This is a genomic window from Larkinella ripae (assembly GCF_054780775.1).
Map to the genome: position 1 here is coordinate 273413 of NZ_BAAGVR010000022.1, position 15106 is coordinate 288518.

At 54.3% G+C, this 15106-nt stretch carries 12 protein-coding genes; 8 read left to right on the forward strand and 4 right to left on the reverse strand.

What is annotated here, in order from left to right; genetic code table 11:
* Positions 1-8: 8 nt before the first annotated feature.
* The 3 genes from ACYVHX_RS13960 to aat form a co-directional block, all read right to left on the reverse strand.
* A complete protein-coding gene (locus ACYVHX_RS13960) occupies positions 9-1259 on the reverse strand; it encodes a glutamate-5-semialdehyde dehydrogenase (RefSeq protein WP_460672267.1) in 1251 nt (416 codons plus the stop codon).
* A gap of 15 nt (positions 1260-1274) precedes the next feature.
* Positions 1275-2303 carry a glutamate 5-kinase gene (proB, locus tag ACYVHX_RS13965; protein WP_460672268.1) on the reverse strand — a complete coding sequence of 343 codons (1029 nt, stop codon included), beginning with the start codon at positions 2301-2303 and terminating at the stop codon, positions 1275-1277.
* 113 nt (positions 2304-2416) lie between these two features.
* Positions 2417-3043 (reverse strand): leucyl/phenylalanyl-tRNA--protein transferase, encoded by a 627-nt coding sequence (gene aat, locus ACYVHX_RS13970; RefSeq protein ID WP_460672269.1) that lies wholly within the window; start codon positions 3041-3043, stop codon positions 2417-2419.
* 364 nt (positions 3044-3407) lie between these two features.
* Between aat and ACYVHX_RS13975 the strand changes: the two genes are divergently transcribed.
* The 5 genes from ACYVHX_RS13975 to ACYVHX_RS13995 all read left to right on the forward strand — a co-directional run bounded on the left by ACYVHX_RS13975 (position 3408) and on the right by ACYVHX_RS13995 (position 9795).
* Complete coding sequence (locus ACYVHX_RS13975) at positions 3408-4112, forward strand: GNAT family N-acetyltransferase (RefSeq protein ID WP_460672270.1); 705 nt, start codon at positions 3408-3410, stop codon at positions 4110-4112.
* Between the two features lie 164 nt (positions 4113-4276).
* Positions 4277-5476 (forward strand): argininosuccinate synthase, encoded by a 1200-nt coding sequence (locus ACYVHX_RS13980; RefSeq protein ID WP_460672271.1) that lies wholly within the window; start codon positions 4277-4279, stop codon positions 5474-5476.
* A gap of 92 nt (positions 5477-5568) precedes the next feature.
* On the forward strand, positions 5569-6822 hold the full coding sequence (locus tag ACYVHX_RS13985; protein WP_460672272.1) for a glycosyltransferase family 4 protein: 1254 nt from the start codon (positions 5569-5571) through the stop codon (positions 6820-6822).
* On the forward strand, positions 6819-7802 hold the full coding sequence (gene argC, locus ACYVHX_RS13990; RefSeq protein ID WP_460672273.1) for an N-acetyl-gamma-glutamyl-phosphate reductase: 984 nt from the start codon (positions 6819-6821) through the stop codon (positions 7800-7802). The genes ACYVHX_RS13985 and argC overlap by 4 nt, the downstream gene beginning before the upstream one ends.
* 286 nt (positions 7803-8088) lie before the next feature.
* Positions 8089-9795 carry an AMP-binding protein gene (locus tag ACYVHX_RS13995; protein ID WP_460672274.1) on the forward strand — a complete coding sequence of 569 codons (1707 nt, stop codon included), beginning with the start codon at positions 8089-8091 and terminating at the stop codon, positions 9793-9795.
* 36 nt (positions 9796-9831) lie between these two features.
* On the opposite strand, the gene ACYVHX_RS14000 is transcribed toward ACYVHX_RS13995, so the two are convergent.
* A complete protein-coding gene (locus ACYVHX_RS14000) occupies positions 9832-10278 on the reverse strand; it encodes a LytR/AlgR family response regulator transcription factor (protein ID WP_460672275.1) in 447 nt (148 codons plus the stop codon).
* A 227-nt stretch (positions 10279-10505) separates the two neighbouring features.
* Between ACYVHX_RS14000 and cysM the strand changes: the two genes are divergently transcribed.
* From cysM to ACYVHX_RS14015, 3 genes are all read left to right on the forward strand, one after another.
* Positions 10506-11381, forward strand: coding sequence for a cysteine synthase CysM (cysM, locus tag ACYVHX_RS14005; protein ID WP_460672276.1), 876 nt, complete (start codon positions 10506-10508; stop codon positions 11379-11381).
* A gap of 120 nt (positions 11382-11501) precedes the next feature.
* Complete coding sequence (locus tag ACYVHX_RS14010) at positions 11502-12545, forward strand: quinone-dependent dihydroorotate dehydrogenase (RefSeq protein WP_460672277.1); 1044 nt, start codon at positions 11502-11504, stop codon at positions 12543-12545.
* Positions 12546-12561: 16 nt separating this feature from the next.
* Entirely contained in the window at positions 12562-15066 is a 2505-nt protein-coding gene (locus ACYVHX_RS14015) for an FtsK/SpoIIIE family DNA translocase (protein WP_460672278.1), read from the forward strand.
* The last annotated feature ends 40 nt before the right edge of the window (positions 15067-15106 follow it).

Sequence of the window (15106 nt, forward strand, 5' to 3'; positions counted from 1 at the left end):
TTTTGGTTTCACCAACGCACCTGCCCGTCGCCGGTCACCACCCATTTTTCGGTCACTAATTTTTCGAGCGCAAACGGACCGCGGGCGTGTAATTTCTGCGTCGAAATCCCGATTTCGGCGCCCAGCCCAAATACGCCCCCGTCCGTAAACCGGGTCGACGCATTGGCATACACCGCAGCCGCATCGACTTCATGCAAAAACCGGTCGATTACCGCCGGATCGCGGGAAATAACCGCTTCGGAATGCCGCGACGAATAATTCTGAATGTGCGACAGGGCTTCTTCCAAACCGCTTACCACCTTGATGGCGCATTTGTAGTCCAGAAACTCCCGGCCAAAATCGCTCAGCTGGGCCCGCTGGAGCGCCGGAAAATCGACCGACGCCAGCACCCGGAACGCTTCCTCATCCGCGAAAACCTCCACGTTCCACTTCATAAAATCGGCCACCAGCATCGGCAGAAAATCGTCGGCCACGGCCTGATCGACCAGGACGCAATCCAGGGAGTTGCAAACCGACGGTCGCGACACTTTCGCGTTCACCACAATCTCCCGGGCTTTGTCCAGATCGCCGGTTCGTTCCACATAGGTATGACACACGCCCGCACCGGTTTCGATGGTCGGCACCAGCGAATTTTGCCGGACGTACTGAATCAGCGACTCCGATCCGCGCGGAATAATGATGTCGATGTAGCGCGTGGCCGTCAGCAATTCGTTGACCACGGCCCGGTCGGGCGGCATAAGCGAAACGGCCGCTTCCGGCACGCCAAATTCGGCCAGAACCCGGTGAATCAGGCCGACCAGCGCCTGGTTGGAATGATGCGCTTCCTTTCCGCCTTTGAGCACGCAGGCATTACCCGACCGCAGGCAGAGCGAAGCCACGTCCAGTGTCACGTTGGGCCGCGATTCGTAAATCACCCCCACCACGCCCAGCGGCACCGCCAGCTTTCGGAGTTGCAGCCCCTGTTCAATCGTTTTTTCCAGCAAAACCGCCCCGCTCGGATCGGGCAACTGCGCCACCACCCGCAGGCTTTCGGCCAGGTCACCAATCCGTTTTTCGTTCAGCAACAAGCGGTCCTTCTTCGGATCGCCGTCCGGCATGGCGTCCAGATCTTTCTGATTTTCAATCAGTATGGCTCCCGTATTTTCGAAAACCACATCGGCCAGCCGGTTGAGCAGGGCGGTTTTCTGTTCGGACGATAAACGGCGGACGGAAGCCGAAGCGAATTTCGTTTCCTGAAGCAGCGGGGTTACTTGATTCATAGCAGGCGGTATTTTTCACAATAGTACAATATCGTTGGCGTTGGCCACTTCCACATTTTGCTGGTTGAGCCGGGGCACCAGTTCGGCGGACGACAAACGGGCGCGGGCCACCGCCACGGTCGAACCGGCTTCGTCACAAATCTCAACCACCTCACCCGCGGCAAATTCGCCTTCCACCGTCCGAACACCAACGGCCAGCAAACTGTTCCTTTTGCCCAGGGCCTTCACCGCCCCGGCATCGACGCGCAACACGCCCGCCGTCAGGCTTCCGCTACCGAGCCAGCGCTGGCGCGACGACGGCGAGCCCACCTGGGGCGTAAAAACCGTACCGGTTTCGCCCCGCAGAGCCCGCAGAATACCGTCGGGCTGTTTGAGCCCGAAAATCGTTACCCGAATGCCCATGCGGGTTGCCAGTTTGGCAAACGTCAGTTTGGAAGCCATGCCGCCCAGTCCCAGCGCCGATTTTTCGTTCCGGACGATCCCAAAAATAGACTCATCGACCTGGCGAACCGTTGGAATGATGTGTCCTTCTTCGTCGAGCAAACCGCCCACCGACGTGCACAGCATCAGCGTCGAAGCGCCGAATCCGACGGCCATCAGGGTTGCCAGTTCGTCGTTGTCGGAGAATTTCAATTCGCGGTCGCTGACCACGTCGTTTTCATTGGCAATGGGAATGATGCCATTTTTCCAGAGTTCCTGCACGGTTTCTTTCAGTTGCAGAAATTGCTGGCGATCCGCAAAATGGTGGCGTTCGCAGAGGGTTTGCGCAATCGGGATGTTATAAACTGAAAAAAACCGGTTGTACACATTCAGGAGCAGCAGATTACCAACGGCCGCAGCCGCCTTCCGCTGGGCCATCTCGCCCCGGTACCCTTCGATCAGCCCTTTGCCGGCGCCCACGGCCCCGGACGAAACGAGCACGATGCGATACGAACGACGCAGTTCGGCTACCTGCCGGGCAATGTCGGCAATTACCGCTTCATTCAGCGAACCGTCCGGAAGGGTAATTGACGCCGTACCGAATTTAATAACTAAAACAGACACAATTGAACAGACATTAAGGATACGAACCGATGCTTTTGTTCGCGATGAAGTGCAAGAAGCTGCGAAAATACAAAAGATTATTCAGACGGATGAAGGAGCCGAAAACTCCGGACCTAATCCGGCTGATTCCGGAACAGGTTTTCCAGCACCGGTTCGGTAAAATGGGCTTTTTTGGGGAGGGATTGCTTTAACAACTTCATGTATTCCGGCCGGGGGATTTCAACGGCGCCAAACCGCCGGACGTTGTCGTTGATAAACTGCGTGTCCAGCAACTCAAATTGTTGTTTTCGCAGGATTTCGATTAAATGGTGAAACGCTACTTTCGACGCATTCGGAACCCGGTAAAACATTGATTCGCCAAAAAAAACCGCCCCCAGCGCGACACCGTACAAGCCGCCCACCAGGCAATTATCGACGTAGGTTTCTACGCTGTGGGCCATTCCCAGCTGGTGCAGATTCACGTAAGCGTCGATGATTTCGTCGGAAATCCAGGTGCCATCATTCTCCGAACGAGGCAGCGCACACGCCCGCATAACCTGCTCAAAATCAGTATTAATCCGGATTTCAAACGTTTTTTTGTTTAGAACGGGCCGCAGCGATCTGGCGGGTTGATAGGTGTCCAGTGGAATGATGGCGCGGGGGTCCGGCGAATACCAGTACAGTGTATTGTCCGTGTCGGCCATCGGAAAAATTCCGTTGATGTAGCCATAAATCAGGTCATCGGAGGACAGACGGTACATACCAAAAGCGGAAGGTTCTTATAACAAATGTATAAAAATATCATTTTCTAAAAAATGGGCTAATCGATGAACGTTTACTCAATATTTTCGTTATGATATTGCACAATCGAAACAATTCATTTATCATTGTCGCGCTTTTGGGTTTTCATAAAATGGCAACACCTGTCTATCGACCGACTTTCTACCACACAACGCCATTTCGGTTCAGGTCCGAAAGGACCCGATCTATTTGTTCGCCTATGCGGTGAGCATCCGCCCCTGCGGCTCAATCCTTTTCTGATTTAAACTTTCAACAAACTTTTTGATCTCAAGATCCAAACCGGTTTTCTACCGGCCAGGAGCGCATTTATTCGATCAAACGACGATGATTCCCGACGTAAACGACGATACTTATATAGTTCAGGTTGCCGACGAAAACCACCTTCAACTGGCCGAAACGATCTGCAACGAAATGGAGCAGAGCGCCAAGGCGCGGGGTACGGGCATTGCCAAACGCTCGCCTTTGTACCTGATGGAGAAAATGATGGAAGGCAAAGCCATTGTTGCCACGACCAAACACGGAGACTGGGTCGGTTTTTGTTACATCGAAACCTGGGAACACGGCAAGTTTGTCGCCAACTCGGGCCTGATCGTGCACCCGGATCACCGCAAGAGCGGAATTGCCACCCGCATTAAAAACGAAGCCTTCAAGCTTTCGCGCCGGAAATACCCCGAGGCCAAAATCATCGGTTTGACGACGAGCCTGGCCGTTATGAAAATAAATTCCGATTTGGGTTATGAACCCGTGACGCTCAATGAGTTGCCGGCAGACGATGCGTTCTGGAAAGGCTGCTCGAGCTGCGTCAATTATGATATTCTAAGCCGGACCAACCGGAAACACTGCCTCTGCACGGGTATGCTGTACGATCCCGAGCAGAACAAAAAACCGGAAAAAACCGAGAAGTGGAATTTTCTGAAAGAATCCAAACTCTACGAACGCTGGATGCGCATCAAGCAGCGTATTCTGATGCGTTTTCAAGATCGTCCGCGGACGAGGAAACCCGAACGTGAGTTGGAAACCGTCGGGTAATAAGGTCATATTCTTGTTAGTCAAGTGATTTTAAGTCCCTTTCGGCGGTTGGCTGGAAGGGATTTTTTAGTTTTGTGCCCGAATCCGAATTATCAACGATCTGGCCGGACCCCGATCCGGCCAGACCAGCAGTTTTACTTCCATCCGTTTCATAGTTCACTGTAATGTCCCAACAGAAAAAAGTAGTTCTTGCGTTTAGCGGAGGTCTTGATACCTCGTTCTGTGTCAAATACTTATCCGAAGATCTGGGGTACGAGATTTATTCCGTTCTGGTGGATACGGGCGGTTTTTCGGAAGCCGACCTGAAAGCCATCGAAGACCGGGCCTACTCGCTGGGCGTCAAAAACCACGTCGCCATTGCCAAAACCGATGATTATTACCAGCAATGCCTGAAATACCTGGTTTATGGTAACGTCCTGAAAAACAATACCTATCCGCTTAGTGTGAGCGCCGAGCGGATTTTCCAGGCCATTGCCGTCGCCGAATACGCCAGAAGCATCGGTGCCAACGCCATTGCCCACGGCAGTACGGGCGCGGGCAACGATCAGGTCCGGTTTGATATGGCCTTTCGGATCATTGCACCCGAGGCCGAAATCATTACGCCCATCCGCGATCTGCGGCTTTCGCGTGAAGCCGAAATCGACTACCTCAAAGCGAAAGGGGTGGAGCAGGAATGGCACAAAGCCGCTTATTCCATTAACAAAGGCTTGTGGGGCACGTCGGTGGGTGGCCGCGAAACGCTGACGTCACACGGTTTTCTGCCCGAATCGGCCTGGCCGACGCAGGTGACCAAAACCGAGCCGGAGCAGATTACGCTGCACTTTGAAAAGGGAGAACTCAAAGGCATTGGTGCCGAACCCGCCGGTGATCCGATTCAGGCGATTCAGCAACTGACCGAGCTGGCCGGGCCGTTTGGCATCGGACGCGATATTCACGTGGGCGACACCATCATCGGCATCAAAGGCCGCGTCGGTTTTGAAGCCCCCGCTCCGCTGATCATTCTGAAAGCGCACCACGCCATCGAAAAACACGTCCTGACCAAATGGCAGCAATACTGGAAAGACCAGATGGCCAACTGGTACGGTACGATGCTCCACGAAGGCCAGTTTCTGGACCCTGTTATGCGGAACATCGAAATCTTCCTGAGCGACACGCAAACCCACGTCACCGGCAAAGTGCATGTGCTGCTGGCGCCCTACCGGTTTCAGGTGCTCGGCATCGAATCGCCGTTCGATCTGATGTCGTCAACTTTCGGCAGCTACGGCGAAATGAACAACGCCTGGACCGGCGACGACGTGCGCGGCTTCTCGAAAGTCATGTCGAATCAGGTGATGATTTACGAGAAAGTAAAATCAAACCAATGACGAGTTATGAACGATGAACGATGAATTAATTGCTCCGCGGCAGCTCATTCATCGTTCATCCTTTATAATTCAACATTCTTATTTCAAATCCGTTGAATATCGTCATCGACGCCAGCTTACCGGGAATTGGGTTTTACCACCGCCAGGCCAAAACGGGCGTGAGTCGCGTAGCCGAGTACCTGATCAGGGGCCTGCTTGAATCGGATCAGGTGCAGCTCTCGCTGGCGGCACCAACCCATCAGGCCGAAACGCTGCGCTACGCCCGGGAAACCTTCGGGAAGCAGGCGCCTTCGCTGGTCAACCGGCCGGGCGAATTGGGTTGGGCCAAGTTTGAGAATGCGCTGCTGAATCCGTTTGCGCCCCAAAGCCTGCCGTCGAAGGTGATCCGGCAGCTTTTTTACCGGAGTCGCAAAGCGCTTCAGGCCGAACAGGCCCGGTTTTCGGCGGATTTGTTTCCCCGGGGGGCGGTTTATCATTCGCCGTTTTTTGCGATCCCCGGCGACATCGGCCGGATGCCGCACATCCGGAAAGTGCTGACCGTCCACGATCTGATTCCGATTCATCATCCGGAATGGTTTCCGGCGGGCGAGCGGGCGGTGAAGGATGCGCTCACTACGCTGCCGCCGGATGCCTGCGTGGTAACGGTTTCGCAGGCCACCAAAACCGACTTCTGCGAGTTCACCGGTTTCGATCCCGCCCGCGTGACGCCTATTCACCTGGCCGCATCACCGGAGTTGTTTTACCCCGTAACCGATGCCGCCCGCATCAGGACGACGCAGCAGCGCTTTGGCTTGGGTGACGAACCGTACCTGCTCAGTCTGGCGACGCTCGAACCCCGCAAAAACCTGGACCACCTGATCCGCAGCTTTGTCGACCTGGCCGAGAGCGGTGACCTGCCGCCGGAGATAAAGCTGGTCCTGGTGGGGTCGAAGGGCTGGAAAATAGACCAAATTTTAACGGAACTGGCGAAAAGCGAGCAAATTCGGTCGCGACTGGTGTTCACCGGTTTTGTGCCCGACGAAGATTTGGCGGCTATTTACTCCGGGGCGCTGGCCTTCGTATATCCGTCGCTATTCGAAGGGTTTGGGCTTCCTCCGCTGGAAGCCATGCAGTGCGGTTTGCCGGTCATTACCTCCAACGTCTCGTCCCTGCCCGAAGTGGTGGGCGATGCGGCCATTCAGGTTTCGCCCACCGACGCCGACGCCCTGAAGCAGGCCATTTTGCGGGTGGTTCAATCGGCCGGTTTGCGCAATGAATTAACAACCAAAGCACTTTTGCGGGCACAAATGTTCTCGTGGGAGCGTTTCATCCAGGAGCACATTCGGCTCTATCAGACTTTATTATGACAACCATTAACATTGGAATTATCGGCGGAGCGGGGTATACCGGGGGCGAATTGCTGCGAATTCTGCTCAACCACCCCAACGCGAACATTGCCTTTGTGCACAGTAAAAGCCAGGCCGGAAAACCGGTTTACAGCACCCACACGGATTTGCTGGGCGATACGGATTTGAAGTTTTCGGGCGAAGACACCCGCGAACTCGTTAAGCAAACCGGCCTTTCCGTGATCTTCCTGTGCTCTGGTCACGGCGAATCCGCGAAGTTTCTGGCCGAAAACCCGATTCCCGAAACGCTGAAAGTGGTGGACCTCAGCACGGATTTCCGCGATGAGTCGAACGGTTTTGTCTACGGGTTACCGGAACTCCAGCGCGAACGCATCCAGTCGGCAACGCACATTGCCAATCCCGGCTGTTTTGCCACCAGCATTCAACTGGCGCTGCTGCCACTGGCGCAGGCCGGGCTGCTGACCGATGCGGTTCAGGTAAGCGCCGTTACCGGCTCGACCGGCGCGGGACAGGCCCTGAGCCCGACGACGCATTTTACCTGGCGCAACAACAACGTCTCGATTTACAAAGCGTTTACGCACCAGCACCTGAAGGAAATTCGCCAGAGCCTGACCGCCCTGCAACCCGGTTTTGATCAGGCCATCCATTTCGTGCCCTACCGGGGCGACTTTACCCGGGGCATCATGGCGAACGTTTACACCCCTTACGCCGGGAGTCTGGAAGAAGCGCGTCAGCTTTACCAGAATTATTACACCGGCCATCCCTTTACGCACCTCAGCGACGCGCCGGTGGATGTGAAGCAGGTCGTCAATACGAACAAATGCCTGATTCACCTGGAAAAACACGACGGCCAGCTGCTCATCAGCAGCATCATCGACAACCTGACCAAAGGTGCATCGGGCCACGCCGTTCAGAACATGAATCTGCTGTTTGGTTTGCCGGAAGACGCGGGTCTGCGCCTGAAAGCCGTCGCTTTCTAGCGGACCGTCCCAACGAACTCCTTTTTGTTTTAGCCAACCCGAAGCAGCGCCCTGGGGTTGGCTTTTTTCTGCCTCCTATCCACGCTTCCCGGTCAAGTATTCACCCGGTGCCGCCAGTTATCGACTTCGGCTGGCTAAGCCGTGCCAAGCGTTTACCTTTGTCGCACCCATTCATTTTGAAAACCGCAAACAAAACCGGGAATCCTTTTCGTTTCTATAAACACGGACGAAAGTGCGTAGGTGGTTTCAAGTTTTGTCTTATTTTTACAAAAAACATTGTAAACCCATGGAAAATCCATCCACGGCTAAAGCATATCCCTGGTTGAAACACTACCCGGAGGGCATACCCGCCGAAATAAATCCCGACGCTTATCCATCGCTTGTCGAACTGATTGATGAAGGCTGCCAGCGGTTTTCCGGAAGATCGGCTTATGCCAACATGGATAAGCAACTGACGTTCGAGGAGATTTATACCCTTTCCGGACACTTTGCTTCGTATCTGCAAAATGACCTCAAGCTGCAAAAAGGCGACCGTGTGGCGGTACAGATGCCGAATTTGCTGCAATATCCGGTGGCTATTTTCGGAATTCTGCGGGCCGGGCTGGTGGTCGTGAACACCAATCCGCTGTACACGCCCCGGGAAATGCAACACCAATTCAAGGATTCCGGGGCAAAAGCGATTGTTATCCTGGCCAATTTTGCGGCTAATCTGGAAAAAATCATTGATCAAACCGACATCAAACACGTCATCATTACCCAGATCGGCGACTTGCTGGGTTTTCCCAAAAAGCTGATTGTCAATGCAGTGGTGAAATACGTCAAGAAGATGGTCCCGGCCTATCACCTGCCCGAGGCTGTTGCGCTGAGTGACGCCCTGAGCCGGGGGAGCCGCCAGCCGTTGCAGAAAGTGCGGGTGGTGGGTTCCGATCTGGCGTTTGTGCAGTATACTGGCGGCACAACCGGCGTCTCGAAGGGGGCCGCGCTCACCCACCGAAACATCATCGCCAATACCGAAGCCGGCTGCTATTGGATGCAGATCGACCGGCTGAAAACCACGCAGTGTGTTATGATCACGCCATTGCCGCTTTATCATATTTACGCGCTGACCGTGAACGCAATGCTGGCGCTGAAAAGTGGCTGCCTCAACGTGCTCATCACCAATCCGCGCGATATGAACGGTTTTATCGACGAGCTGAAGAAGTACAAATTTCACATGTTCGTCGGCCTGAATACGCTTTATAACGGCTTGGTGAATAACCCGCGGATCGGCGAGGTCGATTTCAGTCACCTTCAGATTTCTTCCGCCGGCGGAATGGCCCTGCAAAGTGCCGTAGCCGAGCGCTGGAAAAAAATAACCGGTATTACCATTGCCGAAGGCTACGGCCTTTCCGAAACGTCGCCCATTCTGACGTCGAATCCTTGCGATGGAACCGCCCGTCTGGGAACGATTGGCCTGCCCTTGCCGAGCACCGAACTAAAAATTATGCAGGAAGACGGCACCGAAGCACCGATGGGCATGCCCGGGGAAATCTGGGCAAAGGGACCTCAGGTATTTCCCGGTTACTACAACCGCCCGGACGAAACCGCCAAGGTACTGGAAGACGGCTGGTTTAAAACCGGCGATATCGGTGTTATGGACGAAGACGGTTTTTTCCGGATTGTCGACCGCAAGAAAGACATGATCCTGGTGTCAGGATTCAACGTTTATCCGAACGAAATTGAGGAGGTGATTGCCCGCTGCCCGGGCGTGCTGGAAGTTGCTTGCATTGGCGTTCCCGACGAAAAATCAACCGAAGCCGTTAAAATCTTCGTGGTCAGGAAAGATCCGACCCTGACGGCCGAAGCGATTCTCAAATACAGCAAGGATCAGCTGACCAACTACAAACGACCGCGTCACATTGAGTTTCGGGAGGAGCTGCCCAAAAGTAATGTAGGGAAAATTCTGCGACGCCCGTTGCGCGATGAGGAACTCGCAAAGCTGAATAAAAAATAAAGAAAGGCGGTTGAAAAACCGCTTTTCTTTTTTTCATTACGCCATCGCATACTGGGCCGTCAATGGCAAAAATTCCTGCTGAAAGGCGATGACCAGTTTCATGAACTGGGTGGTTTTCCGGCGGGAAACTTCGATTTCGCAGCCGTTTGTCAGACAGATGGACGTGTTTTTACCGGAACGAATTTCCTGCAAATACAGCAGATTGATGATGCATTTTTTGTGGGGTCTCACGAAGATCTCTGACGAAAGACGCCCTTCCAGCTTTTTGAGCGTTAACGATACGATCATTTCTGAACCGTCGGTGAAATGCACGACGGTGTAATTTCCTTTCCCTTCAAGCCACGTAATCCGGTAGGCCGGGATGCGCTTCCGATGACCCCAAAACGGCAGGACAATGTCGGGTAAATTCAGGTGACGGGTTACTGCCTGTAATTGATACTCGGAGTAATTGTTCCGGGGTGCGGACTGGGTGTTTATTTTCATATACGTAGCCGGTGTATATTAAATATCTACAAAAGTGGCGCATATTATCCAATAAAAGCAATATTTTTTCAACAATTTATCAGCAAGCCGCAAAAATATTTTCACTTTATTTCATTTTCGTCGTTTAACGAACCTTCAGCATCGTTTTCAGTAACATTTAAACCGATTGCAACTTTGAAAAGCGCCTTTGCGTTTTTTCAAAAATCACTTCTCCCCATTTCGTAGTCATGGCGACCTTATTAGATTTTGTTGGCAACACGCCCCTGGTTGAGTTAAAGCACATTAATCCGAATCCAAACGTTAGATTATACGGTAAAATGGAGGGGCATAACCCCGGTGGCAGCGTAAAAGACCGTCCGGCCTACAGCATGATCAAGGGAGCCCTGGACCGGGGCGATCTGAAACCGGGCATGAAGCTGATCGAAGCAACCAGCGGAAATACTGGTATTGCCCTGGCCATGATTGCCCGCCTTTATAATGTTGACATTGAATTGATTCTACCCCAGAATTCAACCCGCGAACGCATTCTGACCATGCAGGCTTTCGGCGCTAAAGTGGTGCTGATGGAAACCATGGAAAGTGCCCGTGACTTTGCCGAAGAGCAAGCCACCAAAGGCGCTTATTTCTTGCTCAACCAATTTGCCAATCCCGACAATTATTTGGCCCATTACCGCACAACCGGGCCGGAAATCTGGGAAAATACCCAGAGTAAAATTACTCATTTCGTTTCGGCCATGGGAACCACCGGCACCATCATGGGCACGTCCCGGTTTTTAAAGGAACAAAATCCCGCCATTCAGGTGATCGGATGCCAGCCTTCGGAGGGCTCGCAGATTCCCGGCATCCGGAAATGGCCGGCGGAATACCTGCCCAAAATCTTCGAACCCCAGCGGGTCGACCGGCTGGTGGAGGTATCCCAGGAGGAAGCGACGCACATGACCCGCCGACTCGCCCGCGAAGAAGGGATTTTCGCCGGTATGAGCAGCGGAGGGTCCGTTCATGCCGCGCTGAAAGTCGTTGACGAACTGCAGGAGGGCGTTGTGGTCTGCATCATCTGCGACCGGGGTGACCGGTATCTGTCCTCCGATCTGTTTGGCGAGTAACCAAACAAGGCTGCTTCCATCCCGCAGGGTTGCCAGGCCGGCTCCGAAATAGTTGCGTCCGCCATCAATTATCCATTCGGCGGCTTGCACGGCATCCCTGCAGTTCTGTACATTTGTGTTATGTACAAGCGCGTCGTCCTGCCTCTTCTCTTCCGTTTTGATGCTGAACAAATCCACCACTTTGTTACTTCTCTCCTGACCTTTTCGCTGGCGATTCCGGGTTGTCGCTGGCTGGCCCGTCAATTCTTCACCCTGGATGATCCGCGGCTGAAGCGCGAAGTGTTTGGCATTTCGTTTCCCAACCCCGTCGGGCTGGCGGCCGGTTTCGATAAAAATGCGGAATGGGTCGATGAGCTGGCCTGCCTCGGTTTTGGCTTTATTGAGATTGGCACCGTTACGCCCCGCCCCCAGCCCGGCAACGACCGCCCCCGGCTGTTCCGGCTGAAAGCCGACAAAGGGCTCATCAACCGCATGGGGTTCAACAACGAAGGGGCCCAAGCTGCCGCCAGCCGCCTGCGCAAACGGAAAACCGGCCCGCAGCTGATCATTGGCGGAAACATTGGCAAGAACAAGACGACGCCGAATGAACAGGCCCTGGACGACTACCTGGCCTGCTTCCACGATCTGTTCGATGCGGTCGATTATTTCGTCGTCAACGTCAGTTCGCCCAACACGCCGGGCCTGCGGGCCTTGCAGGAAAAAGAACCGCTGATGGCGCTGCTGCAGCGGTTGCAGGACGAAAACCGCCAAAAACCGGTCCCGAAACCAATTCTGCTCAAGATTGCGCCCGACCTGACCGACAGTCAACTGGACGACATCATCGACATTGTCAGAAAAACCCGCATTGCCGGCATTATTGCCACCAACACCACCATTAGCCGCGACGATTTACAGACTGACACCCAGACGGTTGAAAAAATCGGAATGGGTGGCGTCAGTGGGGCACCCCTGAAGCATCGTTCGACGGAAGTGATTCGCTATCTTTGTCAACAGTCGGGTCATGCTTTCCCGGTGATCGGGGTGGGCGGCATTGCCACTGCGGAAGATGCGCTCGAAAAACTGCGGGCCGGGGCCAGTTTGGTGCAGGTTTACACGGGTTTTATTTACGAGGGCCCAACGTTAGCTAAACAGATTTGCAAAGTATTGGCAGAAGAGGTAGTTTAATGCAGTTTAACATAACATGACTCAACCCATCAACCGACAAAACTCTATTCGGAACGAGCGGACGAAAGCGCGACCTTCGTCGGTTTCGATGAAGTGGCCTACCTGGCAAGCCGACCAACGGTCGAAGCTGGCCTTTGGCGGGTTGCTGATGTTGCTGGCCGTCGGTCTGACCGTGGCTTTTTGCTCTTATTTACTCACCGGACAGGACGACCAGAGCGTGCTGAGCAAGGTGACGGATGCGCCCCTGCGGGAATCGGGCAACGAAATGCGGAATTTTCTGGGGGTTCTGGGTGCCTACATCGCCCACGTCTTCATTTTCCGCTGGTTCGGCGTTGCGGCCATCGGGCTGCCACTCATTCTGTTTTTAGCGGGCGGCAAGCTGGCCTTCAACCGGGAGCTGCTTCCGCTCAGCCGAACCACGAAAGCCACGCTTTTCTTTATGGCCTGGTTCAGTGCGCTGGCGGGCTACATCGTGCTGTCCACCGATTCCGTCGGGCAGGGCAGCGTCTGGTGCGGAGGTCTCGGGTATGAAATCAACGTCTGGCTCTTCAACCTGATCGGCTGGGGAGGTTTGGCCATCATTGGCTTTGCTCTCTTTGTCTTTCTGGTTTTCTTTTTTGGTATTACCCGCCTGCCCTCGGTCTCTCTGCCCAAAAAACCGTCTTTTTCGCCCCGCTCGTCGGATGAGGATCTGGAGGATGAACCGGACGAGGATGACGATGAGGATGTGAAAGATTTTATCGACGTCAAGCCGAAACCCAGCGCGATGCCCCGAGCGGTTCAACCGCCGGTAGCCACGGCGCCGGAACCGCTGGATGAGCCAGAAATCGAAGCCGAACCCAAACCGGAAAAAGTGAACGGCCTGGGATCGTCGGTGAAAAAACCGCTGACCTTTACCATTACGGACACAACGCCAGCCGAGCCGGCCGCCGACGCTTCGCAGCCCGTGGCCGAGCCGTACGCGGGTCCGACCGATGAGGTAGATGAAGATGCGCTGAAACTGCACGGCTTGTATGATCCGACGCTCGATCTGCCCCGGTATCAATTCCCGACCATCGAACTCCTGACCGAATACCCCGAAAATCAGAAAGCGCAGGTGTCGGCGGAAGAACTGGAAGCCAACAAAGACCGGATTGTTGATACGCTCCAGAACTACGGCATTACGATCGACAGCATCAAGGCCACCATTGGCCCGACCGTCACGTTGTACGAAATCATTCCGGCAGCCGGGGTGCGAATTTCCAAAATCAAGAGCCTGGAAGACGACATTGCGCTCAGTCTGGCGGCTCTCGGCATCCGGATTATCGCGCCCATGCCGGGCAAGGGAACCATCGGAATTGAGGTGCCGAACAAAAACCGGGAGATGGTAGCCATGCGGTCGGTGATCAGCACGGAGAAATTTTCCAAGTCCAACTTTGAATTGCCGGTGGTGATGGGCAAAACCATTTCCAACGAAATCTTTGTGGCCGACCTTGCCAAAATGCCGCACCTGCTCATGGCCGGTGCCACCGGGCAAGGGAAGTCCGTGGGTCTGAACGTGCTGTTGACCTCGCTCATTTACAAAAAGCACCCCTCGCAGCTCAAGCTTATTCTGGTCGATCCCAAGAAGGTGGAATTAACGCTGTTCAACAAGCTCGAGCGGCACTTTCTGGCCCAGCTGCCCGACAGCGACGAACCGATCATTACCGATACGAAAAAAGTGGTCAACACGCTCAACTCGCTTTGTATCGAAATGGACAACCGGTATAACCTGCTGAAAGATGCCCAGTGCCGGAACCTGAAAGAATACAATGCCAAGTTCATCCAGCGCCGGTTGAATCCCGAAAAAGGACACAAGTTTTTGCCCTACATCGTGCTGGTGATCGATGAGCTGGCCGACCTGATGATGACGGCAGGTAAGGAAGTAGAGCAACCGATTGCGCGGCTGGCGCAGTTGGCGCGGGCCATCGGCATTCACCTGGTGGTGGCCACGCAGCGGCCTTCGGTGAACGTCATTACGGGGTTGATCAAAGCCAACTTCCCGGCCCGGCTGTCGTTCAAAGTAACGTCCAAAATCGACTCCCGGACCATTCTGGACGCGGGCGGAGCGGAACAACTGGTCGGCATGGGCGATATGCTGTTCTCCTCCAATTCGGACATTACGCGGCTGCAATGCCCGTTCGTGGATACGAACGAAATTGAAGAAATCTGCGAATTTGTGGGCAACCAGCGCGGGTATGAATCCGCCTACAGCCTGCCGGAGTTTGCCGGTGACGATTCCGGGAATGGCGAAGAGCGCGAAATTGACCTGGAAAACCGGGACCCGATGTTCGACGAAGCCGCCCGCCTGGTGGTCAACCACCAGCAGGGCAGCACCTCGCTGATTCAACGCCGGTTGAAACTGGGGTATAACCGGGCCGGCCGGCTCATCGACCAACTGGAAGCCGCCGGTATTGTAGGTGCTTTTGAAGGCAGCAAAGCCCGTGAAGTGCTCGTCCAGGACATCAACGCGCTGGAGGAAATGCTGAAAAGTATGAATTAAGGGAAAAGGGAGGAAAGGCAGAGCAGATGATGGAAAAACC

Excerpts from the sequence above, each read along its gene's own strand:
- ACYVHX_RS13960 (WP_460672267.1), bottom strand. The coding sequence starts at position 1,259 with ATGAATCAAGTAACCCCGCTGCTTCAGGAAACGAAATTCGCTTCGGCT.
- ACYVHX_RS14015 (WP_460672278.1), top strand. The coding sequence starts at position 12,562 with ATGACTCAACCCATCAACCGACAAAACTCTATTCGGAACGAGCGGACG.
- ACYVHX_RS14010 (WP_460672277.1), top strand. The coding sequence starts at position 11,502 with ATGTACAAGCGCGTCGTCCTGCCTCTTCTCTTCCGTTTTGATGCTGAA.
- cysM (WP_460672276.1), top strand. The coding sequence starts at position 10,506 with ATGGCGACCTTATTAGATTTTGTTGGCAACACGCCCCTGGTTGAGTTA.
- ACYVHX_RS13975 (WP_460672270.1), top strand. The coding sequence starts at position 3,408 with ATGATTCCCGACGTAAACGACGATACTTATATAGTTCAGGTTGCCGAC.
- ACYVHX_RS13980 (WP_460672271.1), top strand. The coding sequence starts at position 4,277 with ATGTCCCAACAGAAAAAAGTAGTTCTTGCGTTTAGCGGAGGTCTTGAT.
- ACYVHX_RS13995 (WP_460672274.1), top strand. The coding sequence starts at position 8,089 with ATGGAAAATCCATCCACGGCTAAAGCATATCCCTGGTTGAAACACTAC.
- aat (WP_460672269.1), bottom strand. The coding sequence starts at position 3,043 with ATGTACCGTCTGTCCTCCGATGACCTGATTTATGGCTACATCAACGGA.
- ACYVHX_RS14000 (WP_460672275.1), bottom strand. The coding sequence starts at position 10,278 with ATGAAAATAAACACCCAGTCCGCACCCCGGAACAATTACTCCGAGTAT.
- argC (WP_460672273.1), top strand. The coding sequence starts at position 6,819 with ATGACAACCATTAACATTGGAATTATCGGCGGAGCGGGGTATACCGGG.